This window comes from Thioclava sp. GXIMD2076 (genome assembly GCF_037949795.1).
Lineage (GTDB): Bacteria > Pseudomonadota > Alphaproteobacteria > Rhodobacterales > Rhodobacteraceae > Thioclava > Thioclava kandeliae.
This window is the reverse complement of the sequence record NZ_CP149932.1, coordinates 1,729,707-1,755,628: the sequence shown is the minus strand read 5'-3', so window position 1 is coordinate 1,755,628 and position 25,922 is coordinate 1,729,707. Positions and strand designations below refer to the sequence as shown.

At 62.8% G+C, this 25,922-nt stretch carries 19 protein-coding genes; 6 read left to right on the top strand and 13 right to left on the bottom strand.

Going from position 1 to position 25,922, the window contains the following annotated elements; all coding sequences use genetic code 11:
* Nucleotides 1-9 precede the first annotated feature (9 nt).
* Entirely contained in the window at nt 10-2,166 is a 2,157-nt protein-coding gene (locus tag WDB91_RS08675; RefSeq protein WP_339112175.1) for a malate synthase G, read from the bottom strand.
* A gap of 175 nt (nt 2,167-2,341) precedes the next feature.
* Here WDB91_RS08675 and pepN point away from each other — a divergent pair, with 175 nt between their 5' ends.
* From pepN to WDB91_RS08655, 4 genes are all read left to right on the top strand, one after another.
* Nucleotides 2,342-4,885 (top strand): aminopeptidase N, encoded by a 2,544-nt coding sequence (pepN, locus tag WDB91_RS08670; protein ID WP_339112174.1) that lies wholly within the window; start codon nt 2,342-2,344, stop codon nt 4,883-4,885.
* A 251-nt stretch (nt 4,886-5,136) separates the two neighbouring features.
* Nucleotides 5,137-6,654 (top strand): Asp-tRNA(Asn)/Glu-tRNA(Gln) amidotransferase subunit GatB, encoded by a 1,518-nt coding sequence (gene gatB / locus WDB91_RS08665; protein WP_339112173.1) that lies wholly within the window; start codon nt 5,137-5,139, stop codon nt 6,652-6,654.
* A 179-nt stretch (nt 6,655-6,833) separates the two neighbouring features.
* On the top strand, nt 6,834-7,394 hold the full coding sequence (locus WDB91_RS08660) for a DUF4177 domain-containing protein (protein WP_339112172.1): 561 nt from the start codon (nt 6,834-6,836) through the stop codon (nt 7,392-7,394).
* Nucleotides 7,395-7,567: 173 nt separating this feature from the next.
* Nucleotides 7,568-8,194 carry a DnaJ domain-containing protein gene (locus WDB91_RS08655; RefSeq protein WP_339112171.1) on the top strand — a complete coding sequence of 209 codons (627 nt, stop codon included), beginning with the start codon at nt 7,568-7,570 and terminating at the stop codon, nt 8,192-8,194.
* Between the two features lie 107 nt (nt 8,195-8,301).
* On the opposite strand, the gene WDB91_RS08650 is transcribed toward WDB91_RS08655, so the two are convergent.
* The 8 genes from WDB91_RS08650 to acs all read right to left on the bottom strand — a co-directional run bounded on the left by WDB91_RS08650 (nt 8,302) and on the right by acs (nt 18,000).
* Complete coding sequence (locus tag WDB91_RS08650) at nt 8,302-10,320, bottom strand: exonuclease domain-containing protein (protein WP_339112170.1); 2,019 nt, start codon at nt 10,318-10,320, stop codon at nt 8,302-8,304.
* A complete protein-coding gene (locus tag WDB91_RS08645) occupies nt 10,320-10,718 on the bottom strand; it encodes a response regulator (RefSeq protein ID WP_339112169.1) in 399 nt (132 codons plus the stop codon). The genes WDB91_RS08650 and WDB91_RS08645 overlap by 1 nt, the downstream gene beginning before the upstream one ends.
* The gene (locus tag WDB91_RS08640) at nt 10,711-11,244 is read right to left on the bottom strand and encodes a hypothetical protein (protein ID WP_339112168.1); all 534 of its coding nucleotides are present in this window, start codon (nt 11,242-11,244) and stop codon (nt 10,711-10,713) included. The genes WDB91_RS08645 and WDB91_RS08640 overlap by 8 nt, the downstream gene beginning before the upstream one ends.
* A gap of 26 nt (nt 11,245-11,270) precedes the next feature.
* Nucleotides 11,271-13,118, bottom strand: coding sequence for a DUF294 nucleotidyltransferase-like domain-containing protein (locus tag WDB91_RS08635; RefSeq protein ID WP_339112167.1), 1,848 nt, complete (start codon nt 13,116-13,118; stop codon nt 11,271-11,273).
* A gap of 115 nt (nt 13,119-13,233) precedes the next feature.
* Entirely contained in the window at nt 13,234-14,976 is a 1,743-nt protein-coding gene (locus WDB91_RS08630) for a sodium:solute symporter family protein (RefSeq protein WP_339112166.1), read from the bottom strand.
* 12 nt (nt 14,977-14,988) lie between these two features.
* The gene (locus WDB91_RS08625) at nt 14,989-15,246 is read right to left on the bottom strand and encodes a DUF4212 domain-containing protein (protein WP_339112165.1); all 258 of its coding nucleotides are present in this window, start codon (nt 15,244-15,246) and stop codon (nt 14,989-14,991) included.
* 122 nt (nt 15,247-15,368) lie between these two features.
* Nucleotides 15,369-16,061 (bottom strand): adenylate kinase, encoded by a 693-nt coding sequence (locus WDB91_RS08620; protein ID WP_339112164.1) that lies wholly within the window; start codon nt 16,059-16,061, stop codon nt 15,369-15,371.
* Between the two features lie 4 nt (nt 16,062-16,065).
* Nucleotides 16,066-18,000 carry an acetate--CoA ligase gene (gene acs, locus WDB91_RS08615; protein ID WP_339114486.1) on the bottom strand — a complete coding sequence of 645 codons (1,935 nt, stop codon included), beginning with the start codon at nt 17,998-18,000 and terminating at the stop codon, nt 16,066-16,068.
* A 507-nt stretch (nt 18,001-18,507) separates the two neighbouring features.
* On the opposite strand from acs, the gene WDB91_RS08610 reads away from it, so the two are divergent.
* Nucleotides 18,508-19,050, top strand: coding sequence for a pyridoxamine 5'-phosphate oxidase family protein (locus WDB91_RS08610; protein ID WP_339112163.1), 543 nt, complete (start codon nt 18,508-18,510; stop codon nt 19,048-19,050).
* A gap of 33 nt (nt 19,051-19,083) precedes the next feature.
* Here the strand turns inward: WDB91_RS08610 and WDB91_RS08605 are convergent, their stop codons facing one another.
* The 3 genes from WDB91_RS08605 to WDB91_RS08595 form a co-directional block, all read right to left on the bottom strand.
* A complete protein-coding gene (locus tag WDB91_RS08605; protein WP_339112162.1) occupies nt 19,084-21,372 on the bottom strand; it encodes a glycosyl hydrolase family 28-related protein in 2,289 nt (762 codons plus the stop codon).
* 165 nt (nt 21,373-21,537) lie between these two features.
* A complete protein-coding gene (locus WDB91_RS08600; RefSeq protein WP_339112161.1) occupies nt 21,538-22,170 on the bottom strand; it encodes a hypothetical protein in 633 nt (210 codons plus the stop codon).
* A gap of 114 nt (nt 22,171-22,284) precedes the next feature.
* Nucleotides 22,285-23,931 carry a lysine--tRNA ligase gene (locus tag WDB91_RS08595; RefSeq protein ID WP_339112160.1) on the bottom strand — a complete coding sequence of 549 codons (1,647 nt, stop codon included), beginning with the start codon at nt 23,929-23,931 and terminating at the stop codon, nt 22,285-22,287.
* 120 nt (nt 23,932-24,051) lie between these two features.
* On the opposite strand from WDB91_RS08595, the gene WDB91_RS08590 reads away from it, so the two are divergent.
* Entirely contained in the window at nt 24,052-24,480 is a 429-nt protein-coding gene (locus WDB91_RS08590; RefSeq protein ID WP_339112159.1) for a tellurite resistance TerB family protein, read from the top strand.
* 3 nt (nt 24,481-24,483) lie between these two features.
* Here the strand turns inward: WDB91_RS08590 and dacB are convergent, their stop codons facing one another.
* Nucleotides 24,484-25,914 carry a D-alanyl-D-alanine carboxypeptidase/D-alanyl-D-alanine-endopeptidase gene (dacB, locus tag WDB91_RS08585; protein WP_339112158.1) on the bottom strand — a complete coding sequence of 477 codons (1,431 nt, stop codon included), beginning with the start codon at nt 25,912-25,914 and terminating at the stop codon, nt 24,484-24,486.
* Nucleotides 25,915-25,922 lie beyond the last annotated feature (8 nt).

Here is a 25,922-nt window from a genome sequence, read left to right as displayed (position 1 = left end):
GCGCCGAGATCAGCGGGCCGCCTTCCATTGCAGCCGGCGGTGATGCAGGACCGGCTCGGTATAGCCCGAGGGCTGGTTGCGGCCCTGGAAGATCAGATCGCAGGCCGCCTGGAACGCCACACCATTATAATCGGGCGCCATCGGCACATAGGACGGATCCCCCGCATTCTGGCGGTCCACCACTTCCGCCATCTCGCGCAAGCCATGCATCACAGCCTCTTCCGAGACCACACCATGATGGAGCCAGTTCGAGAGCGCCTGCGCCGAGATCCGGCAGGTCGCGCGGTCTTCCATCAACCCGACATCATGGATATCGGGCACTTTCGAGCACCCCACACCCTGATCGACCCAGCGCACCACATAGCCCAGAATCCCCTGGGCATTGTTGCGCACCTCGCGGGCGATCTCTTCCTCGGAGAAATTGCGCCCGACGGCCACCGGAATGCTGAGAAGATCCTCAAGGCGCGCAGGCCGGTTGAGGGCCGCAATCTCGCGCTGGCGGGCCAGCACATCGACTGCGTGGTAATGCGTGGCATGGAGCGTGGCCGCGGTGGGCGACGGCACCCAGGCGCAATTGGCGCCCGCCTTCGGGTGGCCGATCTTCTGCTCGAGCATCGCCGCCATCAGATCGGGCATGGCCCACATGCCCTTGCCGATCTGCGCGCGCCCCGACAGCCCGCAGCGCAACCCGATATCCACATTGCGATCCTCATAGGCGGCAATCCATGCCTGCCCCTTCATCTCGCCCTTGGGCAGCATCGGACCCGCCTCCATCGAGGTGTGGATCTCGTCGCCGGTGCGGTCAAGGAAGCCCGTATTGATGAAGGCCACCCGATGTTTGGCCGCGCGAATACATTCCTTCAGGTTGACCGAGGTGCGGCGCTCCTCATCCATGATGCCAAGCTTTACGGTATAGCGTGGCAGGCCCAGCACCTCCTCGACATGGTCGAACACCGCGCAGGCAAAGGCGACCTCCTCCGGCCCGTGCATCTTGGGCTTCACTACATAGACCGAGCCCGTTTCCGAGTTGCGCGGACCAGCCGTCTTGGCCATATCGGGCATGGCGCAAAGCACGGTCACCAACGCATCCATCAGCCCTTCGGGGATCTCGCGCCCGTCCGCATCAAGGATGGCAGGGTTGGTCATCAGGTGTCCGACATTGCGCACCAGCATCATCGAGCGGCCCTTGAGCATACCCTCTCCGCCTTCAGGCAAGGTGATCTCCAGATCGGGGTTCAGAGCGCGGGTGAAGGTCCGGCCCTCCTTCTCGACGCGCTCGGTCAGATCGCCCGCCATCAACCCCAGCCAGTTGCCATAGGCCAGAACCTTATCCTCGGCATCGACAGCGGCGACCGAATCCTCGCAATCCATGATCGCCGAGATCGCGGCTTCCATCACCACATCCGAGATATGCGCCGGATCGGTGCGCCCGATGGAATGGCTCGCATCGATCTTCACGATCACATGCAGCCCGTTATTCTTCAGGACCACTGCGGTCGGCGCATCCTGCGCCCCCTGATAGCCCGCGAATTGCGCGGGGTTCATCAGGCCTGTCATGTCATCGGTGGTCACGAACAGCCCGCCATTCTCCACCGAGATGGCACGGACATCGGCCCATTTGCCCGACACAAGCGGGAAGGTTCTATCCAGAAACGCCTTGACCGCCGCGACAACGCGCGCGCCCCGTGCGGCATCGAACCCCTTGCCCGCGGGAAGGTCGCCAAGCGCATCGGTGCCATAATAGGCGTCATATAATGACCCCCAGCGGGCATTGGCCGCGTTGAGCGCGTAGCGCGCATTCATGATCGGCACCACCAGCTGCGGCCCGCAGATCTGCGCGAATTCCGGATCGGTCGCGGGGGTTCCCACGGTGAAATCCTCGCCCTCGGGCAGGAGGTATCCGATCTCCTCCAGATAGGCCTTATAGGCCGCCGCGTCATGGGGCTGGCCGCGCCGCTCCAGATGCCACGCATCCAGTCGGGACTGCATTTTCTCGCGCGTTTCCAGCAGATCACGGTTCTTCGGCGCGAACTCGGCCATCAGAACCGACATCCCCGCCCAGAATCGCGCGGGGGCGACCCCGCTTTGCGGCAAGGCCCGCCCCTCGATGAACTCGGCCAGTTCCCTGGCAACCTGCAATCCTGCGCGTTCGATGCGTTCGACCATCGCGACCTCCTTATATCTGTAACTTGGCTTACAACCTGACGATAGATAGCCGCCCTGTCCAGAGACACAAACGCCCCCGCACAAACACATGACCCTGTCTTGAACCTCCCCGCGCCCGCGCCTACCCTGTGCCGCCAGACAATACGTCACGAGACGAAGCAAAGGAGCCCCCCCGATGGACGGCACGATCTACCTGAAAGACTATACGCCCTATCCGTTCGATCTTGATCAGGTTCATCTGACCTTCCGACTGGCCCCGTCGGCGACCCGCGTCCTTGCGCGGCTGCACCTGACCCCTAAAGGCGAGGGGGCCTCGCTGCATCTCGATGGCGAGGAACTGAAACTGATCTCGCTCGGGATCGATGGCACTGCACTGCAGCCCGCCGATTATCTGCTGACCGAGACGGGGCTGACCGTGCATGCCGCTGCCCTCCCCGAAGGCGCCTTTACGCTGGAGACCGAGGTCGAGATCGCGCCCAATGCCAATACCGCCCTCGAAGGGCTCTATATGTCGAACGGCATGTATTGCACCCAATGCGAGGCCGAGGGGTTCCGCAAGATCACCTTCTATCCCGATCGCCCCGATGTGATGGCGCGCTTCCATGTGCGCATCGAGGGCGACCTGCCGGTGCTTTTGTCCAATGGCAATGCGGGGGCTTCGGGCGAGGGATGGGCCGAATGGGATGACCCATGGCCGAAACCGGCCTATCTGTTTGCGCTCGTGGCGGGCGATCTCGTAGCAACCTCGGGCACATTCACCACGAAATCCGGCCTCGAGGTCGATCTGAACATCTGGGTCCGTCCGGGCGATGAAGACCGGTGCGATTTCGCGCTCGAGAGCCTGAAACGCTCCATGGTCTGGGACGAGGAAGCCTATGGGCGCGAATATGACCTCTCGGTCTTCAATCTCGTGGCGGTCGATGATTTCAACATGGGCGCGATGGAGAACAAGGGGCTGAATATCTTCAACTCCAAACTCGTGCTCGCCTCCCCCGAAACCGCGACCGATACCGATTATGTGCGCATCGAGGCGGTGATCGGACACGAGTATTTCCACAACTGGACCGGCGACCGGATTACCTGCCGCGACTGGTTCCAGCTCTGCCTCAAGGAAGGCCTGACCGTCTTCCGCGACCAGAGTTTCACCCGTGATGTGCGCCTCGGGCCGGTCAAGCGGATCGAGGATGCCGCTACGCTGCGCACCCGCCAGTTCCGCGAGGACCAAGGCCCGCTCGCCCATCCACCCCGGCCCAATCACTACCGCGAGATCAACAACTTCTACACGGTCACCGTCTATGAAAAAGGCGCCGAGATCGTGGGTATGCTCAAACGGCTCGCGGGCGACGAGGCCTATCGCCAGGCGCTCGATCTCTATTTCGAGCGCCATGACGGGCAGGCCTGCACGATCGAGGACTGGCTGAAGGTTTTCGAGGATGTGACGGGACGTGATCTCACACAATTCGCGCTGTGGTATACCTCCGCAGGCACGCCGCATCTGAAGGTGACCGATGCCTATGCCGATGGCCGCTACACGCTGACCTTCCGCCAATCGACGCCCCCCACTCCGGGCGAGCCCGAGAAAGCCCCGCGCCATATCCCGATTGCCGTGGGTCTTCTGGACCTGCAGGGCCGCGAGGTCCTGTCCACGCAACTGCTGGAGATGACCGAAGAAGAGCAGAGCTTCAGCTTCGATGTGGCCGAAAGACCCGTGCCGTCGATCCTGCGCGATTTCTCGGCGCCCGTCGTGCTGCAACGCGACCAGAGCCCCGAGGAACAGGCCTTCCTGCTGGCCCATGACACAGATGGCTTCAACCGGTGGGAGGCAGGGCGCAGCCTTGCCCAACGCACCCTGATCGCGATGACCAAGGGCGCGCGCCCGGCGCAGGGATATATCGATGCGATCGGCAACCTGTTGGCAGATGACACGCTGGAGCCTGCCTTCACCGCGCATTGCCTTGCCCTTCCGGGCGAGGATGAACTGGCACAGGCACTCTTTGCCGCAGGCGAGACCCCCGACCCCGATGCCATCCACAGCGCGCGCAGCGCCCTCTCCAGGGCCATCGCCACCGCTCATGAGGCCCGCCTGAGCGCGCTCTATGACGCGCTGGAGGTCAAAGGTCCCTACTCGCCCGATGCAGAACCCGCCGGCAAACGCGGCCTGCGTCTGGCCTGCCTGAGCCTGCTGACCAAACTCGATAACGGTGCCCGCGCCAAGGCCCTGTTCGATGCGGCCGATAACATGACCGAAAGCTTCGGCGCATTGTCGATCCTGATCCGCGCAGGTCTGGGCGATGAGGCCTCCGAAACCTTCCGCGCCCGCTGGCAGGACAACCGTCTTGTCATGGACAAATGGTTCATGGTGCAGGTCGCCGCCTGCCCGCCCGAAGACGCCGTGGCAAAGGCCGAGGCGCTGTCGCAAGACCAGGCCTTTGACTGGAAAAACCCCAACCGCTTCCGGTCGCTCATTGGCGGCCTAACCGCCAATCACGCAGGTTTCCATGCCAAGGACGGATCGGGCTATGCCTTCCTTGCGGACTGGCTCATCAAACTCGACCCGATGAACCCGCAGACAGCCGCGCGTATGTCGACCAGTTTCGAGACATGGCGCCGCTATGACAGCGCCCGCCAGAACCTCATCCGCGAGGAACTCACCCGCATCTCCCAGACCCGCGGCCTCTCGCGCGATCTCTCCGAGATGTCCCAGCGTCTCCTGGGCTGACCCCGAGCATCAGGGGGCGCTCGCGCCCCCTCTTGGACTTTGTCCAATTCACCCCCGGGATATTTAGAGACGCTGGAATGCCGTTTTCCAGCGTCCCTAAATATCCCGGGGGAGCGCCTGCAAGGCGCGGGGGCAGAGCCCCCTCGCGCGATCCGGCCAAAGCAGGCACTTGCCCCCGCATCGCCCCTGTCCTAGAAGGCGGATAGCACGTTGGGGCGCAAAGCCCGGCCAAAGACACGAGGAATGCGGATATGCTCGACCATCTCGCTTATGAAGCGCCCAAACCGAAAGTCATCGCAGGGGCCAAGTCGGACTGGGAACTGGTGATCGGTCTCGAGGTCCATGCGCAGGTCCATTCGAATGCCAAACTGTTTTCGGGTGCCTCTACCACCTTCGGTGCCGAGCCGAACTCGAATGTGGCCTTTGTCGACGCTGCCATGCCGGGGATGCTGCCTGTTATCAACGACTATTGCGTCGCGCAGGCCGTACGCACCGGTCTGGGTCTGAAAGCAAAGATCAATCTCTTCTCGGCCTTCGACCGCAAGAACTACTTCTATCCTGACCTGCCTCAGGGCTATCAGATCAGCCAGCTTTACCATCCCATTGTGGGCGAGGGCGAGATCCTCGTCGACATGGGGCCGGGTGTTGGCCGCAAGGTCCGTATCGAACGCATCCATCTCGAGCAGGATGCCGGCAAATCGATCCACGATATGGACCCGCATATGTCCTTCGTCGATCTCAACCGGACAGGTGTGGCGCTGATGGAGATCGTCTCGCGCCCCGATATCCGTGGCCCCGAAGAGGCCGCCGCCTATGTTGGCAAGCTGCGCCAGATCCTGCGTTACTTGGGCACCTGTGACGGCAATATGCAGAACGGCAATATGCGGGCCGATGTGAATGTGTCGATCTGCAAGCCGGGAGATTACGAGAAATTCATCGAGACCGGCGATTTCGGGATTTTGGGCACGCGCTGCGAGATCAAGAACATGAACTCGATGCGCTTCATCCAGGCCGCGATCGAGGTCGAGGCCCGCCGCCAGATCGCCATCGTCGAGGATGGCGGCAAGGTCGTGCAGGAGACCCGCCTGTACGATCCGGACAAGAACGAGACGCGCTCCATGCGCTCGAAGGAAGAAGCGCATGATTACCGCTACTTCCCCTGCCCCGATCTGCTGCCGCTGGAGATCGAGCAGGCTTGGGTCGATGATATCGCAGCCTCCATGCCCGAACTGCCCGATGCCAAGAAGGCGCGGTTCGTGAAGGAATTCGGCCTGTCGGAATATGACGCCTCGGTTTTGACCGCCGATGTCGAGAATGCCGATTACTTCGAGGCGGTGCTGGCTGTGGGCGGTGATGGCAAGCTTTCGGCCAACTGGGTGATCAACGAACTCTTCGGCCGTCTGAAGAAAGACGACCGTGATGTGACCACCTCGCCGGTTTCGGCAGAGCAGCTGGGTAAGATCGTCAAGCTGATCAAATCGGGCGATATTTCGGGCAAGATCGGCAAGGATCTGTTCGAGATCGTCTATACCGAAGGTGGCGATCCGGAAGCGCTGGTCGAGGAGCGCGGCATGAAACAGGTCACCGATATGGGGGCCATCGAGACCGCCGTGGACGAGGTGATTGCCGCCAATCCGGCGCAGGTCGAGAAGGCCAAGGCCAACCCCAAACTCGCAGGCTGGTTCGTCGGTCAGGTAATGAAATCCACCGGCGGCAAGGCCAACCCCGCTGCTGTGAACGAACTTGTTGTGAAGAAGCTGGGCCTTTGAGCACAGCGCTTCATCCGCAGGTAAAGGGCGCTCCGGCGCCCTTTTTCATGCGTATGTTGTGGCGGAACTCCACCGATCCTCACCCTTGTGTCACTTGACCCAAGGGCCCGAATGCACGACAAGTCTGCCCCGAAGCATGGCGAAAGCCAGAGGTGTGGGCCAGAGGGTGTGAGGCAGAGATGCAAGAGTACGAGTATAAGGTAATTCCCGCGCCCGTGCGCGGCGAGCGAGACCGTGGCATGAAGACGCCCGAGGACCGGTTTGCCAACACGCTGACCGCAACGCTCAATGCGATGGCCGTCGATGGTTGGGACTATCTGCGCGCCGAGACCCTGCCCGCCGAAGAGCGCAGCGGGCTGCGTGGCAAGGCCACTGTGTATCACAACATGCTGGTGTTCCGCCGTGCGAAACCGGTAGCCGCCCCGAAAGCACCGGCCTCTTCGGAAGAGACCCAAGCGGCCAAGCCCGTAGCCAAAGCCCCGCTTGTGGCCGAGCCCAGATCCATGAGCAGCGTCTCCGACGGGATCAGGCAGGAGGCGCCGCGCGCCGAGCCGGTTCTGGCGCCCCGCAAGAGCCCTGATCCGATGCTTGATCCGGCCAATCAGGGCGATCCTTCGGGCAGCCCGCAGCCGCTGCGCATCCCCAGCGCCATCGAGCGCCGTGCCCGCGCGCTCTCGGCCAAGGTGCAGGAAGGCACAACGCCGAAGCTTGGCGCGGCCACGCCCGGCACTTCCGGCTGAGGCCGCGCGCGGGGTCGGAATTGCGCTTCCGGGAAGCGATCAATTTTTGGCATCCGGGGCTTTCACCCGCCTGAAAATAACATAGAATGCGTGACCCGAGTCGGAGGGGCCCCGGGGCCTCGCCGAATGCTGTCAGATACCCCGAGCCGTCAGATTACGGAGACCCACCCCTTATGGAAAAGAACGACCCGTTTGGTTTTAATATCTCGGCGAAGGCAGATAAGAAACGCCGCCAGAAGGGCCGCCGTGGCATGTCGGGGGCATTCGAGACCTCGACACGCGTCTGTGACAAGGCAGGCTGTGAGGAGCAGGCTCAATATCGCGCACCCAAGAGCCCCAAGGTTCTGGACGAGTATTTCTGGTTCTGCAAAGAGCATATCCGCGAATACAATCTGAACTGGAACTATTTCCAGGGCCAATCGGAGGAGGAATTCCAGGCCTTCCTCGACAATGCCACCGTCTGGGAGCGCCCGACCAAGCCCTTCAACCGCGCCAATGACGAGAAGCTGGGCCTCGCCCGCCATGGCGTGACCGACCCGCACGAGATCCTGGGCGATAATGCCACACAGAACCCGGGCCGCCGGTCCGTGGGACGCAAGCTACCGCCGACCGAACGCAAGGCCGCCGAAATCCTCGAGGTGACCAATGCCGAGACCAAGGCCGAGGTGCGCAAAGCCTATAAGGCGCTGATCAAGGTGCTTCACCCCGACATGAATGGCGGCGACCGCAGCCAGGAAGAGATGCTGCAGGAAGTCGTCTGGGCATGGGACCAGCTTAAAGACAGCCGTTTCTTCAAGTAAACCGGCGTAAGGGGGCTCTGCCCCCCTTGGGGCCTGACGGCCCCAATTCCCCCCGGGATATTTGACGACAATGGAAGCAGGAGCGGGCGCCGGTATGGCGCCCGTTTTTACAGGTTCAGGTCACGGATCAGGCGCCCATGCTTGCGCGCGGCGATGATGAGGTCCGCCAGCCGGTGCAGACCTTTGGACTTGAGGGCAGGCAGCATGCGCAGGAAGGCGCGCGCGGTGGCATCGGTATCGCCCATCGCGCTGTGGCGGGCCTCGGGCGGGATCAGGATGCCGAGCCTGTCGCAGAGCGCATCGAGCGTGTGTGACTGGCTCTGGCCGAACAGGATGGCCGAGAGAAGGACCGTATCGAGCACGGGATGCTCGAAGGTCAGCGGTTGCGGATGGCGGCGGAGTGCGGCGCGGAGCAGGCCGATATCGAAGGGGGCGTTATGGGCAACCAGCACCGCATCGCGTGCGAAATGATGGAACCTCCCGATTGCTATGGCGGCGGTCGGGGCGGTAGCGACCATCTCGTCACTGATCCCGTGGATGGCCTGTGCCGAGGCGGGGATCGGACGGTCGGGGTTGACCAGCATCTCGAAGGTTTCGCAGACGCGGCCATTGACGATCCGCTGTGCCGCGATCTGCACGATAGCATCGGTTTCGGGATCGAGCCCCGTGGTCTCGGTGTCAAAGACCACATAGGTCAGTTGCTCCAGCGGCGTCAGGCGGATATCGCCCGGGGGCTGGCGGTCGAGAAGGTCGAAATCATAGGTGACGCGGCGGGGGTAGCGGTCGGGCCGGTCCGCAGCCGGCGCCAGATCGCGTAGCGGCAGACAGAGCCGCGCCCGCCCGTCATGCAGGGTTTCGGGCCAGATATCGCTGCGATGGCGGTCGAGCACCTGCCGTTCGGACGGGCCCAGGAGCGCGTCGAGCTGTGCGAATGGCAATGGCGCTCCCTGCCATTCGAGCGCCATGAGCGCCCCCGCCCCCTCGGCCGTGATTTCCAGCCGGAACTCCCCGCGCCCTTCGCGATCCACGGCGGGAACAATCCGGCCCCAGAGATCGAGCAGCGCCTCGGCATCGGCGCGCAGGATCAGCGAGCTGGTGGCGAGCGTCAGCGGGCGGCCGATCCGCGCGCGCACGGCCTCGGCCAGATCGGAGGCACGGATCTCGGCCATCGTCCAGTCGGGGATCCGCTCGGCCTGCTGGCCCAGCCGGTGCAGATCGCGCGTCAGGCTGCGGACCTGCGCCTGCGCCGCCATGCGCACGCGGCTGCGGTCCTCGCCCTGCGGCCCCTGCGGATCGGTCAGGGTATCGAGCAGCGAATGCAGGGCCGCAATCGCGGGCGTGATCGTTGCAAGGATCTCGGCATTGAGGGCCATTGCAGCACGGCTGGCCGAGCTCTGGGCCGAGACATCCTGCAGGGTCAGCACATGACCGCCCTCCGCACCGCTTCCCGGCAGACAGCGCAGATGGCCTGTCAGGACCTGCCCCGCATGGGTAGTGCAGAGAAGATCCGAGCGCGCCTCCGGATCCTCTTCGTGCGACAGGCGGTCTATGGCATGCAGAATCGGCGCGAGTTCCACGAAATCGGCCAGGTTGCGCCCCAGTCCGGGTCTGGCCTCCCCCGCCACCAGCAAGGCCGCTGCCTGCGGATTATAGAGCACGACGCGCAGATCCCGTGACAACAAAAGCACCGCCACCGGCATATCGGCGAGCAGCACTTCGAGCCGCGCCTGCGAGGTAGCGGCCTGGGCAAGCGCCTGTTCGACCTCGCGGGCCATGCGCGTGTTCTGCGCCGACATCGCCTCGCCCAATGCGGCGCCCGCAGGCCCAAGATCGCCCAGATAGGGCGCGTCAAAGGCGGCGCTATCGCCCCATCCGGCCAGACGCATCGCGCCTGCAAGAGCCTCGATCGGACGGGCCACATGTTCATCGAATAACAGCCACAGCCCCGCGACCAACGTGACCCCCAAAAGCCCCGAGACCAGCGCCATGACCACCAGCCGCTCCTGCCCCTGCCGCCCGCCCAGCCATGCTCCGGCCAGCAGTGCCAGCACCAGACCGACAGCCAGAGCCGCAAAAAGCAGAAAGACCCGCAAACGCAACCCCAGCCGCGCCCCCCAAGCCTCCATCAGGCGGCCTCATCGAGCAGGCGATGCAGCTCGGCGCGCAGCTCCTTGAGCTCGAAGGGTTTCGCGATGAACCCGTCCGCCCCGAGCGCCAGCCCCTTGCGACGCTCCACCGAGGAGCCCCGCGCGGTCATCATCAGGATTTTCACCGCCCGCAGATCGGGATCGAGGCGCATGGCCTCGCAGATCTCGTAGCCTGACACCTCGGGCAGCATGATATCGAGAAGCACCAGATCGGGGCGCATGTCGCGGATCAAGTCGATAGCACCTGCCCCCGTCGAGATCCGCGCATGCTCGAACCCCTCGCGCCCCATCAGGAAATCGAGCGCCATGGCGATATTGTCCTCGTCCTCGACGATCAGTATCCGCCGCGCCATGCCATCGTCGCCCCGTTCAGCCATGGCCCACCCCCCCGCAGATCGCGGCCATCGCCGGGTCATCAGGCGCGATATCGCGCCAGTCACCGCCCGTCAGATCGCTCCCCGACAGCTGCGCGCCGCCGATCAGATCGGCGCGGCGATGGCCTGCGCAATCATAGGCCACCGGCACCGCCTGAACAGGCTGCCAGCGCGAGACCAGCAGTAGCCGCCCTTCGCGCAGGCCGGGGGCGGGGTCACTCACCTGCGCCAGATCCACCGCCATGAACCGTGTGGTGACCGGTTTGGCATAGGTCCACGGGCGCCACAAATTGCTATCCTCGACGGTCATCACCACGCTCATATCGCCCCCGAGCCCCGCCTTCAGATCGGGATACCAGCGATATTCGGCATGGACCGTGTAGCCCAGCATGGCGAGACCGGCCATCGCGGGCATCAGCCATTTGGGCAAAGTCACACCGGCCCATTTGCGCAACCCGTGGCGCGCCGCGAAGACCACCAGCACCGCCAGTGCCGCCGCCGAGAACATTGCGATAAAATCTATGATCATGAAGGGTCTCCTTTAGCTGACGCTTGCTACTGGCCGAGATTGGCCTTGCCATGGCCCATGGCCGATTGCAGAGAGCGCACCACCACGAAGGCGTCACGCAGATGCGAGCGTTCGAAATCGGGAAGCGCCGAGGGCGCAAGGTAATTATCGGGGGCCTGCCCCTGACGGATCTGGCGGGCCTGGGTCTCGAGCCGCGTCTGGGCGATCAGATCATAGGCCGCCAGCAGGTCCTGCCCGCCACTGACCGAGAGCGTGCCCGCCTCGCGCGCCGCCATCAGCCGCGCGCGGGTATTGACCGCAACAAGCCGGCCGCGCAGCGCATGGACACGGGCCAGATCGGCCACGGGCACCACGCCGTTATGTTTGAGATCAATATGGTTGCGATGCTCGCCGGAGCGGATCGTGGCAAAGCCGCGGATCAGCCCCAGAGGCGGCGTATGTTTGAGGCTATTGGCGATCATATGCGCCACGAAGATCGAGTTTTTGGCAGCATTGACCAGTGTCTGGGCCTGTAATGCCTCAAACAACGCGGGCGCCGTGCCGCCGATCACCCGCAGGTCGAACATCACCGAGGCCAGCATCTGCGCCTCCGGATTGGGCGTGGCGATCCAGCTACGGAAGTAGCGCGCCCAGACTTCGGTCCGCTGGCACCATCGCGGGTTGGTGGCCATCATATCGCCCGGGCAATAGACATAGCCGCAGGCCTGCAACCCGTCCGAGACGATATGGGCGAATTTGCGAAAATACTCCATATCCGCATCCGATGCGCTGTCATCCACGATCAGGCAGTTATCCTGATCCGATACGCCCGTCTGTTCCTGCCGCCCCTGGCTGCCGCACGCCGCCCAGACCCAGGGCGCGGGCGCGGGACCCAGCTGCGCCTCGGCCATCCCCAACAGGCGGCGCGTGACGGCATCGGCGATATCGGTGATAAGCCGTGTAGTGACCTCATGGGCGTGATGCGCCCCCACCAGCTGCACCAGAAGCTGCGGGATGCGGGCGGTGATCGCGGCCATCTGCGCCACATCCTGCGCGCGCGCGATCTCGTGGATCAGCCCCGCCGAGCTGACCGCCTGAAAACGCGTCAGATCGGTCTGGGTGATCATGCCGATCAGTCGCCCGCCCTCGGTCACCGGCAGATGGCCGATGCCATGCTCGAACATCCGGTGCAGGATATCCGATCCCAGCGCCTCGGGACCGAGGCTCACCGGATCGGGGGTCATCACGCGGCCTACCTCGGCCGAGGTCGGGAAGTTGCCGGCCAGAACCTTACTCGACATATCACGTTGCGTAACGATACCCAGAAGCCTTCCTTCCGCATCTGTTACGCCCAGCGAGGACACATGATGGTCGCGCATCAGCCGCGCAGCCTCCACCACATTGGTCTCGGGGCGGCAGGCCACAACCTTGCCCGATAGCAGGTCCGCCACCCGCATACCCGCCAGATCCGCCCCTGACCGCGCGCGCGCCGATAGCGAGGCCGCCGGCGAGCGGTCGAAAAACCGGTGGAAGCTTTCGACGGCCGCGCATAATGCCGTGAATTCGGCAACAGGCAGCATCAGGAGCAAACCGGCCTCCTCCATCCGCGCCGTGGTGGCCGCCCGCCCGTCGCGCATCAGCCCGCGCTCGCCGAAACTGTTGCGCGGCCCCAGATGAGAGACGAGCCCGCCATTGGCATCGCGGATCTCGACGGCACCGGAGCAGACCAGATAGAGCCCCTCCAGCGGCACGCCATGATGATAGATCTCGGTGCCCTCGGACAGTTCCCTGCGGACAAAGGATCGGGCCACGCGGACCAGATCGTTACGCGGCAGGGTATCGTAGGGGTGGACCCCTTCGAGAAAAGTCACGACTGAGGCAAGATCGTCACGCATGATCTTATCCGTTCTTTGGTCATGATTGCGGATCGGAATGGGCGCCGGAAACCGAATGGGCCTTCGGCCTCCGGCGCTCTACGGGCGGCGAGGCCGCCCGTAGGTCTTTTCCCGTTCAGTGATCGACGGCCTGACCCGCCCCTTTGGGGATACGGATCGACTCGACCAGATCCTGGATCTCTTCCGGCGGCTCTTCGGTGGCCGAGGACACCAGATAGGCAACCACGAAGTTGATCACGGCCCCCACCGCCCCGAAGGAGGTGGATTTGATCGACAGCAGCAGCGGATCGGTATCATCGAAGCTGTTCGTGCCCGGAACGAAGAACCAGCCCTTATGCAGGAAGATATAGATGATGGTCACGATCAGACCGGTCAGCATCCCGGCCACGGCACCCTTGTTGTTGATGCGCTTCGAGAAGATGCCCATCATCAGCGCGGGGAAGATCGAGGAGGCTGCAAGGCCGAAGGCCAGTGCCACGGTCTGCGCCGCAAATCCGGGCGGGTTGAGACCCAACCAGGTTGCCACCGCAATCGCCACCGCCATCGCGATCCGCGCCGATAGCAGTTCGCCCTTCTCCGAGATCCCCGGATTGATCTGGCTCTTGATCAGATCATGGCTCACCGCCGAGGAGATCGCCATCAAGAGGCCTGCCGCCGTGGACAGTGCCGCTGCCAGACCACCCGCCGCGATCAGCGCGACCACCCAGCCCGGAAGATTGGCGATTTCGGGATTGGCCAGCACGATGATGTCGTTATTGACCGACAGTTCATTGGCCGAGGCCGGATCTTCGGCTTTGCCATTGACGTAGTTGATCAGGCCATCGCCATTCTTATCCTCGAACTTCAGAAGACCGGTCTGCTCCCAGTTTTTCATCCAGTCAGGACGCGCCTCATAGGAGAGCGGAGCCGATTGGGTGCCTTCGGGATAGACCGTGTTGATCAGGTTCAGACGGGCCATCGCACCCACCGCAGGCGCGGTCAGGTAAAGCAGTGCGATGAACACCAGCGCCCAACCTGCGGAGGACCGGGCATCCGAGACCTTCGGCACGGTGAAGAAGCGCACGATCACATGGGGCAGACCCGCGGTCCCGATCATCAGCGACATGGTGAACAGGAACATGTTCAGCATCGTGTCCGATTGCGCGGTATAGCTCGCAAAGCCCAGATCGGCGAGCAACCCGTTGAGTTCCTGCAGGATCGGCTGGCCGGTCGCGGTGCTCTCGGAGAACAGGCCCAGACCCGGGATCGGGTTACCGGTGAGTTGCAGCGAGATGAAGACCGCCGGAATGGTATAGGCGATGATCAGCACGACATATTGCGCCACCTGCGTATAGGTGATGCCCTTCATGCCCCCAAGCACGGCATACATGAACACGATCGCCGCGCCGATATAGAGGCCGGTCTCGTTCGACACTTCGAGGAAGCGCGAGAAGGCCACGCCCACACCGGTCATCTGGCCGATGACATAGGTGACGGAGGCGATGATCAGGCAGATCACGGCCACGGTGCGCGCGGTCTGGCTGTAGAAGCGGTCACCGATGAATTCCGGCACGGTGAACTTGCCGAACTTGCGCAGGTATGGCGCCAGCAGCATAGCCAGAAGCACATAGCCGCCGGTCCAGCCCATCAGATATGCCGAGGTATTGAACCCACCGAAAGCGATGATCCCCGCCATCGAGATGAAGGAGGCCGCCGACATCCAGTCCGCGCCGGTGGCCATGCCGTTGAGCACGGGATGGACCCCGCGCCCTGCGGCATAGAATTCCGAGGTAGAACCCGCGCGGGCCCAGATCGCGATGCCGATATAAAGCGCGAAGGTCGCGCCGACGAAGAGCAGGTTGAGGGTAAACTGATCCATCTGTCGCCCCCCTTACTCTTCGACGCCGTGTTCGCGGTCGAGCTTGTTCATCTTTGCCGCATAGGAAAAGATGAGCACGAGGAACACGAGGATCGAGCCCTGCTGGGCAAACCAGAAGCCCAGATCGGTTCCGCCGACGGGGATGCCCGCCAAAAGCGGACGCAGCAGGATGCCGAAGCCGAAGGAACAGACGAACCAGATCACCAGATAGATCTTGATCGTGCGGATATTGGCCTTCCAATAGGCATTGGATGATGATTGATCAGCCATTTTTGGTGTCTCCCTTTGGATTTTCTCCATAAGCCAGCCGCGCACGGACAGATGCCGCGCGAGGCCAACCCCTCCCTAAAACCGGATCGGGCGGCCGGTCGGTCAACCGGCCCTTCGATCCGTCAGACGCCTGTGGTCACGCCCTTCTCCTCCATGACCACCTGCAGTTCCGAGGCGACAGATTCGATACTCCCCATCGCATCCACCACCTCGAGTTTGCCCAAGGCGCGATAATGCGCGATGAGCGGTGCCGTCTGTGCGTGATAGGCCTCCAACCTATGGCGCGCAGTCTCGGCATTATCGTCGGCCCGACGTTTGAACTCGGTGCCGCCGCATTTGTCACAGCATCCCGCCACCCCGGGCTGCTTGAAGCTGTCGTGATATCCTTCGCCACATTTGGCGCAGGTATAGCGACCAGAGACGCGGGCGATCATCGCCTCGTCATCGACCGCCATGGAGATCGCCGCCGTGACCTGCTGATGGGTGTAATGCAGCAGGTCATCGAGCGCCGCCGCCTGCCCCGCCGTGCGGGGGAAGCCATCAAGGATCACCCCCGAACGGGTATCTGGGTTGGAGAGCCGGTCGCGCAGGATCGCCAGAACGATCTCGTCGCTCACGAGCCCACCAGCCTCCATCACCGATTTCGCGGCCAGACCCGCCGGCGTGCCCTTGGCCACCGCCTCGCGCAGCATGTCACCGGTCGAAAGCTGCACCAGCCCGAATTTCTCCTCCAGCATCCGGGCTTGCGTGCCTTTGCCGGCCCCCGGAGGGCCAAGCAGGATCAGAACGGCAGGTGTCGTTGCGGTCTCGGCCATAGGCTCACCCTTTGTTTGCACGGTTGGCGATCAGATCGTCGACCACGGACGGGTCGGCCAGCGTCGAGATATCGCCCAAAGCGCCGGTATCGTTCTCGGCGATCTTGCGCAGGATACGGCGCATGATCTTGCCCGAGCGGGTCTTGGGCAGACCGGGCGCCCACTGGATGACATCGGGCTTGGCAATCGGGCCGATCTCGGTGCGCACCCAGCGCTCTAGATCCTTGCGCAGATCATCCGAAGGCTCCACATCGTTCATCAGGGTGACATAGGCGTAGATGCCCTGCCCCTTCAGCTCATGCGGGAAGCCCACCACCGCGGCCTCGGCCACAGCCTGATGCGCCACCAGCGCCGATTCCACCTCGGCCGTGCCCATCCGGTGGCCCGAGACGTTGATCACATCATCCACACGACCGGTGATCCAGTAATAGCCATCGCTATCACGGCGACAGCCGTCACCGGTGAAGTAATAGCCCTTATACTGGCTGAAATAGGTCTCCTGGAAGCGCTCGTGATCGCCCCAGACGGTGCGCATCTGACCGGGCCAGCTATCGGCGATACACAGCACGCCCTCGGCTGCGGTCTCGTCCTGTTTGACCGCCGTGGTCGGGTCGAGGATCACCGGCTTCACCCCGAAGAAGGGCCGCGTGGCCGAGCCGGGCTTGGTGGGTGTGGCCCCCGGAAGCGGCGTGATCATATGGCCGCCGGTCTCGGTCTGCCACCAGGTATCCACGATCGGGCATTTGCCGCGCCCGACATATTTGTCATACCATGCCCAGGCTTCGGGGTTGATGGGCTCGCCCACCGTGCCCAGCACCTTCAGCGAGGACAGGTCGTATTTCTCCACATATTGCGGCCCCTGCCCCATCAGCGCGCGGATCGCGGTGGGCGCGGTGTAGAACTGGTTGACCTTGTGCTTCTCGCAGACCTCCCAGAACCGTCCTGCATCCGGATAGGTCGGCGTGCCCTCGAACATCAGCGTGGTCGCACCATTGGCCAGCGGACCATAGACGATATAGCTATGGCCGGTGACCCAGCCCACATCCGCCGAGCACCAGTAGACATCGCCATCATGGTAATCGAAGACATATTCCTGCGTCATCGCGGCATAGACCAGATAACCACCAGTAGAATGCACCACCCCCTTCGGCTTGCCGGTCGAGCCGGAGGTATAGAGGATGAACAGCGGATCCTCGGCACTCATCGGACGCGGCGGGCATTCGGGCGAGACCTCTTCCATCATCGCCTTCACATCCACATCGCGGCCCGAGATCCAGGTGATCTGGTCGCCGGTATGTTTGATCACAAGACAGCGCACCTTGTCCGAGCAATGCAGGAGCGCCGCATCGGCATTGGATTTCAGCGGCGTGCGACGCCCGCCCCGCGGGGCGGTATCGGCGGTGATCACCAGCTTCGCGCCGCAATCATTGATCCGGTTGGCCAGCGCATCGGGGGAGAAGCCCGCAAAGACGATCGAATGGATCGCCCCGATCCGTGCACAGGCCAGCATCGCATAGGCGGCTTCGGGGATCATCGGCAGATAGATCACCACACGGTCGCCGCGCATCACCCCCTGGGACAGCAGCACATTCGCCATCCGGTTCACCTTGTCGCTGAGCTCGCGATAGGTGATGTGCTGGGCAGGATCTTTCGGGTCATCGGGCTCGAAGATGATCGCAGTCTGGTCACCACGCTTGGCCAGATGGCGGTCGACACAGTTCACCGAGGCGTTGATCACCCCGTCATGGAACCATTTGATCGAGACATTGCCGAAGGTGAAATCGGTGTCCTTCACCTTGGTATAGGGGGTGATCCAGTCCAGACGCTTCCCCTCGCGGCCCCAGAAGGCCTCTGGATTCTCCACCGACTCGCTATACATCTCGCGGTATTTCGCGGCATCCACATGCGCCGGCCCGAAATGGCTGGGCACCTCGCGCATATCCGGCGCCTCGAGCACCTGTTCCTGAGCAGCCATAAGCTTTCCTCCCTCAGCTATGTCATGCGGCCCGTCTGGACCACGCGGCGCCTCCGACCTCCATCAGAGCCGCCATTCCCCAAGGACAAGTGTAAACATGAGTTTCTATTTTTGATAACCCCCTTTTTTGGCTTGTTTTTTCTGTCAAATATTTGACGCCACAAAACCGGTATCTGTAAATTTTATCATCCTTGCCGCGAAATTCCCCGCAAGTTCCGTCTCTTGCCTGTATATCAAAATGACATATTTACCGATGCCATCGCGCGCATAGATGTGTCGCAAAAACACGTTAGGCGTGTGATGCGTGAAAGCCTGCCAGAAGTGATTCGTTTTATGGGGTCGCGCGGGCACAGCCCTGTCACCGCCCGGGCCCACCCGGTCCTGTCCCGCATGGGGGCGCCATCACGCTCTTGCCAAGCGGGTCTCCCGCACCTACCATTTTACCCCAAGGCCTTAGCGGAGCGGATCTCGATGCCCACACCAATCGACTTGCCCAAGGACCAGATCCCCCTTTCCGGTGCCCGCCAACCCGTCGATCCGGTGCATGAGGCGGATGCGGACTCGCGCGCCCTTGCCCGCAAGCTGATCGCCCAATCGCAATTCGCCGCCATCGGCACCCTCGATCCGCAGACCGGCTTCCCGCATGTCTCGCGTATTGCCATCGGCACGGGGCCACAGGGCGGGCTCTGGTCGCTGGTCTCGGGGATTTCCGTCCATGCCCGCGCGCTCGAGGCCGATCCGCGCGCCGGTATCCTGATCGGCATTCCGGGTGCCAAGGGCGATCCACTGACCCATCCGCGCCTCAGCCTGCAGGTCGAGGCGATCCCGCTCGACCGGCTCGACCCGCGTCATCCCAGCCTTCGCGACCGCTGGCTGGCCGATCACCCCAAATCGAAACTCTATATCGATCTGGGGGATTTCCATTTTATCGAATTCCGCATCCTCGCCGCCCAGCTCAATGGCGGTTTTGCCCGCAGCTACCGGCTCACCCCCGCGGATCTCGTCGAAAACTGAAGGCCGCCTCCCGAAGGAAGCGGCCCGCCCATGTCATGCCGGTGTGTCCATCCTGAGCCGCACCTGCACGCGGCCCTGTGTCGCCTGTGACCAGTTCAACCAGACCTGCTGGCTACCCGTGCCCTGCTCGACCTGCACATAGGGCATCTCGGTCACGCGGGCCGAGCTGCCATTGCGCACCATGCCCTCGGCCACTAGCCCCTCCACATTGCGCGCCCATCCACCAAACGGCAGATAAGCCGAGGCATCGAGCACCCATGTCTGCGCCGCAGTGGACTGGTTCATCTCCAGCGTGACCGGCGAGCAGGTGAACTTGGTCACCCCGTTATACATATTGCCCTCGATCATCACATTGCGGATGCGCGAATAATCAAGATCGGCAAAGGTCGTATCGACCTTCTCGATCTTGTCGATGGTGCCGTTGAGCGATTTGAACACATTGTTCGAGATATTCAGCCCCTGAATGAAATGACCAGTTCCGTAGGGCTTGATCGAGAACCAGGTGAACCACGCCGCCGTGTTGATGCACACACAGGTATTGCCAGTCACCGTCAGCCCGCCAAAGCTGTATTCATTGGAGAAATCCGGCGTGGCATCATGCTCGTTGGTCCATTCGATGATATTGTTGTCGATATAATTACCGGTGACCGCGGATTGCACATTGGTCTGGGTAAAGACGAGCCCCGCCACCCGCGTCGCCGAGGTCTCGTTATCGCCTTGGAACCAGTGATTGCCCACAATCAGATGCCCCGAGCCATTGAGCACAAAGGTGGTGCCGAACCGGACAAACCGGCTATCGCGGATCTTCACATCATTGGCGTTTACATTCAGCACCACGGATTTGCGGTCCTGGGCGGGGGTGGACTGCTCATCGGAGAGGAACTGGCAGCCGTCGATCAGGAAATCCTGACACCCCCGCCCGATCGAGGTGAAGACCCGATCCTTGGGTCGCACCACATAGCTGTCGCGGATCTGGTTCATCTGGCCATCGGGCGCGAACATCCACGCACTCGCGAGCCCGTTACACAGGAATTCCAGATTGGCGATATTGAACCGGTCGAGCTTCTCCATCCCCGAGAAATCCAGCACATACTGGTAACGGGTGAAGGTATAGGTCCGCGTGCCCGCCCCGCCGTAAAGCGGCTGGCTCAGCGTGACGGTCTGCGCACCCACATTCTTGGACCGCACATAGACCTCGCGCCCGACTCCGGTGCCGGTCACATGCGCGCCCACGGGGATATTGGCCACATTGGCAACACCGGTCAGCGTGGTCGGCTGGGCGATGGCATAGGTTGCCTGCGAGGTTACCTTCACATCGTCCCACGCGGTGCCGTCAATCACATTCAGCTGCCCGTTCTGTAGCACACGGCGGTTGGAAAAGCTGGTTACATCAGGCGCATATTCCTCGATCCGCAAAGGCTTCGTGATCTCGACGCGCCGCCCCTTCAGATCGAGCACATTGTGATCCACATAGCCGAACAGCGCCTGCAGCGCCTTGCGCAGCCCCAGTTCCTCATCGCCAAAAGCCGCCGCATAAGTCGGGAAATCATAGCTCGTCATCAGCGCGAGCCGCGCCGCATCGGGCATCACCAGCGTGCCGATAAACCGCATAGGCGATTGCAGCGAAAGCGTCGAACCGATGTAGAAACTGCCCGCAGGCACCAGAATGCTGCGCCCGCCCGCATCGCTATCGGCCGCCGAGAAGGCTGCCCTGTCATCGGTCGTGCCATCACCCACCGCGCCATAATCGCGCACATCGACGATCCCGATCAGATCGCGGAAGAAGTAATCACTCACATCCTCGATCACCAGATCGTCGATCCGCACCACTCCGCCGGTCTGGCCCGTCAGATCGATCCCGAAATGCCCATAGGCAGGGTCCATACCCCAGCCCATATCCACCCCCTCGCGGGTGGCCACCGACACGATCGCCCGCACCGTGACCACCTCGCCATAAGTCTCGAGCGCGGTCGCCGTGCCGACCTCGGTCAGCCCGCTCACATGGGCCGAGCCACTCATCGCATAGCCCGCGATCCGCACACTCGGCAGATTGCCACTCACCGCCTTTACCCGTGCCGTGATCTGCAGGTAAAGACCGGGCCGGATCGGCACCTGCCCCATCCAGCGCAGCTTTTGCGTGGCCTGCGTCTTCTGCAGCTCCAGACAGCCCCCGAAATCGGCATCGGAGGGCACATAGGCCGCCGTCGCCGAGCCATCATATGTCGCCGACCCGCTGGTGCCGTTCTCCGACGACCAGACATCCAGCCCTTCCGAAAATGCGGGGGGCATCAGATCCAGCCCCTCGGTTATCGCGACATTCATAGCAGCCTCCTCATGGATCATCCGGCATCACCCGCTTTGCGTGCTCCGGATCGCTCCGGCCAACGCGACCGCGTGGATCTTCTGCCGCCTGATCACAGGCTGCGCGTGAGGCATGAACATTGTCCGACGCCACCGTGCGCCCGCAACAGCGCGCGCAACGCGGTCCTAGAATGCAAATCCCAGCGAGAAGGCCATGAACGGAATGACCGGCAGATCATCAAGCTCGTCATTGATCCGCGCGCGTTCGGCCTCGACCGCCGCGCGATCCTCGGGTGACAGCCCCTCCAACCCGTCGAGCCGCAACCTGTGCGCAGCAATCTTGCCCCCCAGCTCGACCCCTGCCACCAGCCCGCCATCCGACAGGTAGCGGTAGCCCATGGACACTACCGGTGCCACATCCCGAGGCTGCATGAACTCGAAGCCGAACGGGCCGTCGACGGGGCCGCTCTCCGTCTCGATCCGCTCCAGATCGCCCGACAGATCATACCCCCCCGCCATTACCCCGCCCGAGAAATAGACCCCGTTATCCCACGGCTCATACTCCAGCATGACACCGCCCTGCACCGAGCCCAGATCGCCCCTGAACGCCGTGCCATCTTGGTTAACAGAAACGCCGCCCATCTGCGCCAGATAGAGCGGCACCCTGAGCGAGAGATTCGGCGTCAGTTCCAGCCTCGGCGCGACATAGGCCCCCAAGCTCGATACACCCGTTTCGAGAAAGAATTCACGTTCCAGATCAGTCGCGTAAGCGAAAGACGCGCTGATCATCAGAAAGGTCAGGCAAAGCGGAAGGATCATGGCAGCACCTCTGGCAGGAGATCGGCCAATTCTCGCTCATAGATCTCAACCTATGGTTAACAAAAACGCCCCGAGCCAGAGGCCCGGGGCGTTTTGCATCACCTGTCATGGCGTTCAGCCAACCAGCTCGCCCTTCAGCGCGCGCTCGATCAGCACCACCGTCTCATCGGCACCGTAAAGCGCGATGAACCCGCCAAAACGCGGACCCTGCGACTGGCCCAGAAGCACCTCGTAAAGGGCCTGGAACCACGCGCGCAGGTTGTCAAACCCGTGGTTCTTGCCGATTGCGAAGACCAGCGTCTGCAGGAAGTCGTCCGAGGTCATATCAGCTTCCGGCGCCGGCTCGTCCTTGCCATCCGCCTCGTTCTTCTTGACGATCTCGGCCACCGCACGCGCGGGATCCTTCAGGCAGGCCACCAGATCTTCCAGCGCCGCACGTTCCTGATCGGAGGGCAGGCGGAACTCGAGCGTGGGCTTCACGAAATCGTCGAAATAGCGCAGCGCGAAGCCCGCCGCCTGATCCAGATCGGGATGGGTTTCGGGCGTCGCTTCCGGCGCATAGCGGCGGATAAAGCCCCACAGACCTTCCTTATCGGCCGCCCCAGCCACCGAGGCCAGATTGAGCAGCATCGAGAACGGCACCACCATCTTGCTCTCCGGCGGCTGGCCGCCATGGATGTGCCAGACGGGGTTCGCCACCTGCTGCTCCAGCGTCTGCTCGGGATAAGCGCGCAGCTGCTGGTGATATTCATCCATCATCTTCGGGATGACATCGAAATGCAGCCGCTTCGCGGTCTTGGGCTTGAGGAACATGAAGTAACCCAAGCTCTCGGTCGAGGCATAGGTCAGCCATTCATCGATGGAAATACCGTTGCCCTTGGATTTCGAGATTTTCTCGCCATTGGCATCGAGGAATAGCTCATAGGTAAAATGCTCGGGCTTCTTGCCGCCGAGGATCTCGCAGATGCGGTCATAGATCGGGGTGTTGGTGGAATGGTCCTTGCCATACATCTCGAAATCGACGCCAAGCGCCGCCCAACGGGCCCCGAAATCCGGCTTCCATTGCAGCTTCACATTGCCGCCCGTCACCGGCAGCGTCCATTCACGGCCATCCTCGTCATCGAAGGTGATCGTGTAATCCGCGACATTCACCGATTTCATCGGGACATAGAGCACGCGGCCCGTCTCGGGATGGATCGGCAGGAAGATCGAATAGGTGGACGCCCGCTCGTCACGCAGCGATTTCAGCATCACCTTCATCACGGCATCATAATTCTCGACGGCGCGTTTGAGCACCTCGTCGAACTGGCCGGATTTATAGAATTCCGTCGCCGAGTAGAACTCGTAATCGAACCCGAATGTATCGAGGAAACGACGCAGCATGGCGTTGTTATGATGGCCGAAGCTCTCGAATTCCTCGAAGGGGTCGGGCACCGAGGTCAGCGGCTTTTGCGCATTCTCGTGCAGCATCTCCTGGTTCGGCACGTTCGAGGGCACCTTGCGCATACCATCCATGTCATCCGAGAAACAGATCAGACGCGTCGGAATATCCGAGATCGCCTCGAACGCGCGACGGATCATGGTCGTGCGTGCAACCTCGCCAAAGGTGCCGATATGCGGCAGCCCCGAAGGCCCGTAGCCGGTTTCGAACAGCACCGATCCGCTGGCCGGCGGCTCTTTCTCATAGCGTTTGAGGATATTGCGCGCTTCCTCAAAGGGCCATGCTTTGGACTTCATTGCGGCGTCGCGCAGAGTGCTCATGCTATACCTCGACAGAGTGGAAATGGGCGAAAACCCGCCCCGTTGCCCTTCCCCTATTGAACGCGGGCAGGGTCGTCAATAACTCAGCAGGTATAACCCTGTTGCAAAGGACCAAAGACAATGCCGGATGCCCTTCCCCCGCTTTCGCCGCAAGATGCCCTTGTGGCGGTCATGGTGGCGGTTTCCGCCTCCGATGAAGAGATCCGCACCTCGGAACTGCTCGCCATCGAGCGGATCGTGAACAACCTGCCCGCCTTTGGCGGCTATGACGCGGACCGTATCGGCACGATCGCCCGCACGGTCTATGCGCTGTTCGAGGAAGAGGACGGGCTGGAGGCGCTGTTCGGCCTTGTGCGCGAGGCGCTGCCCGAGGCCGCATTCGAGACCGCCTATGCGCTGGCCTGCGATGTGGCCGCAGCCGATGGTACGCTCAACCAGCCCGAACTGCGGATGCTGGAGGAGACCCGTATCGAGCTGGGCCTCGACCGGCTGCATGCGGCGGCCATCGAACGCGGTGCCCGCGCCCGCCACATGCCCCTGCCCGCCTGACGCTCAGCCGTAAACGGCACCCCAGCGCATAAGTAGCTGCGATTGCAAGATCTTTGAGCGCTTGACCCATTGCACGGAACCGGCAGGACGATCCTCGTCCTGGGTCCGGCGGCGGCGGTCCACGTCGCCGGTCAGGATCGAGAAGACCAGCTCGCGCCCGTTGGGGGCCGTCATATAGCCTGCCAGCGTGGAGACGAAATTCAGCGTGCCGGTCTTGGCATCCACCCGGAACGGCTGGCTGGCATAGGTCTTGCCCGAAGCATCGCGCATCTTGAACGGCTTCACCAGATTGCGCAGCCCCACCGGCTGACCTGCGGCCATCACCCGCACCATGTCGAGGGGCGTGACCCGCGAATTGCCGCCCAGCCCCGAATGATCGACCAGATCGATGGCCTGCGTGCCCGCGCGTGCGGCAATCCATTGGCTCATCGACGCACCCGACCGCCCGACCGAGGCCGGAAGCCCGCGCACGGTCGAAGAAGTCATACCCACAGCCTCCGCCGTGAGATTGGTCGAATATTTCAGCATATCCTCCAGAATATCGGGCAGGCGATGCGAGGCATGGGTCACCAGAACCGTGCCTGCAGGCTGCGATCTGGCCTCTTCGGCTGCGGGCAGCGGACAGCCCTGAGACCGTGCCAGCGTCTGGAACACATCGCCCGCATAGGCCACCGGATGGCGCACGGGCAACCAGCGCGAGCCCGAGCGCCCCAGCGCCGAGGCCGCAACCGACCATTGCTCCTTGCCACCGCGGTCCGAATAGGAAAACAGCGGTGCCTGCCGCGCGGCGACCGTCATCGAGGCGGTATAGGCGCGGGGTTTATACGCATCGCCCGGCGCATCCATCGTCACCTGATAGCCGTTGCCCGCCCGCTTCCACGCGAAATAGACACGGTTGAAGTTGAGGATCAGGCCCGACACGGCGGGGTTGTAGCTCACATAGACCGGCTGGTCGCGCGCGATCTCCTCGGCATAGGGAATCGCCCCGCCCCAGACCAGAAAGCGCCCAGTGATCCCGCGCACGCCGATGCGCGACAGTTCCGCCGCCATCGCCCCCAGATCATCGGTGGACAATGTCGGATCGGCCCCGCCCGAAAGCACCAGATCGCCCTGGATGACCCCGCCCACAACCGGACCCGTCGCGATCAGACGCGTGCCGAAGCGGTAATCGGTGCCAAGGGTTTCAAGGGCATAGAGGGTGGTGACCGTCTTGGCAGTGGAGGCGGGAGGCATATGCAGATCGGGGTGACGCTGCTCCAGCACCTGCCCGCTGCGCGCATCCATCACCACAAATCCCACATCGCCGCCAAGCTGGGCGGCCTGCACATAGGCCTCGGAGGACGACACCTGCGCCTGAGCGATAGAGGGTGGCGCCGCTAGCCCCAAGCCTGTCGCTGCCAAACCCGTGACGAAACCGCGCCGAGATACCTGCATAATGCCTA

Bases quoted from the DNA above. Each gene is read 5' to 3' on its own strand.
- WDB91_RS08595 (WP_339112160.1), bottom strand. From the start codon at position 23,931: ATGAGCACTCTGCGCGACGCCGCAATGAAGTCCAAAGCATGGCCCTTT.
- WDB91_RS08605 (WP_339112162.1), bottom strand. From the start codon at position 21,372: ATGAATGTCGCGATAACCGAGGGGCTGGATCTGATGCCCCCCGCATTT.
- WDB91_RS08645 (WP_339112169.1), bottom strand. From the start codon at position 10,718: ATGGCTGAACGGGGCGACGATGGCATGGCGCGGCGGATACTGATCGTC.
- pepN (WP_339112174.1), top strand. From the start codon at position 2,342: ATGGACGGCACGATCTACCTGAAAGACTATACGCCCTATCCGTTCGAT.
- WDB91_RS08635 (WP_339112167.1), bottom strand. From the start codon at position 13,118: ATGCGTGACGATCTTGCCTCAGTCGTGACTTTTCTCGAAGGGGTCCAC.
- WDB91_RS08600 (WP_339112161.1), bottom strand. From the start codon at position 22,170: ATGATCCTTCCGCTTTGCCTGACCTTTCTGATGATCAGCGCGTCTTTC.
- WDB91_RS08620 (WP_339112164.1), bottom strand. From the start codon at position 16,061: ATGGCCGAGACCGCAACGACACCTGCCGTTCTGATCCTGCTTGGCCCT.
- gatB (WP_339112173.1), top strand. From the start codon at position 5,137: ATGCTCGACCATCTCGCTTATGAAGCGCCCAAACCGAAAGTCATCGCA.
- WDB91_RS08660 (WP_339112172.1), top strand. From the start codon at position 6,834: ATGCAAGAGTACGAGTATAAGGTAATTCCCGCGCCCGTGCGCGGCGAG.
- acs (WP_339114486.1), bottom strand. From the start codon at position 18,000: ATGCGCGAGGTGCCCAGCCATTTCGGGCCGGCGCATGTGGATGCCGCG.
- WDB91_RS08590 (WP_339112159.1), top strand. From the start codon at position 24,052: ATGCCGGATGCCCTTCCCCCGCTTTCGCCGCAAGATGCCCTTGTGGCG.
- WDB91_RS08625 (WP_339112165.1), bottom strand. From the start codon at position 15,246: ATGGCTGATCAATCATCATCCAATGCCTATTGGAAGGCCAATATCCGC.
- WDB91_RS08675 (WP_339112175.1), bottom strand. From the start codon at position 2,166: ATGGTCGAACGCATCGAACGCGCAGGATTGCAGGTTGCCAGGGAACTG.
- WDB91_RS08655 (WP_339112171.1), top strand. From the start codon at position 7,568: ATGGAAAAGAACGACCCGTTTGGTTTTAATATCTCGGCGAAGGCAGAT.
- WDB91_RS08630 (WP_339112166.1), bottom strand. From the start codon at position 14,976: ATGGATCAGTTTACCCTCAACCTGCTCTTCGTCGGCGCGACCTTCGCG.
- WDB91_RS08640 (WP_339112168.1), bottom strand. From the start codon at position 11,244: ATGATCATAGATTTTATCGCAATGTTCTCGGCGGCGGCACTGGCGGTG.
- dacB (WP_339112158.1), bottom strand. From the start codon at position 25,914: ATGCAGGTATCTCGGCGCGGTTTCGTCACGGGTTTGGCAGCGACAGGC.
- WDB91_RS08610 (WP_339112163.1), top strand. From the start codon at position 18,508: ATGCCCACACCAATCGACTTGCCCAAGGACCAGATCCCCCTTTCCGGT.
- WDB91_RS08650 (WP_339112170.1), bottom strand. From the start codon at position 10,320: ATGGAGGCTTGGGGGGCGCGGCTGGGGTTGCGTTTGCGGGTCTTTCTG.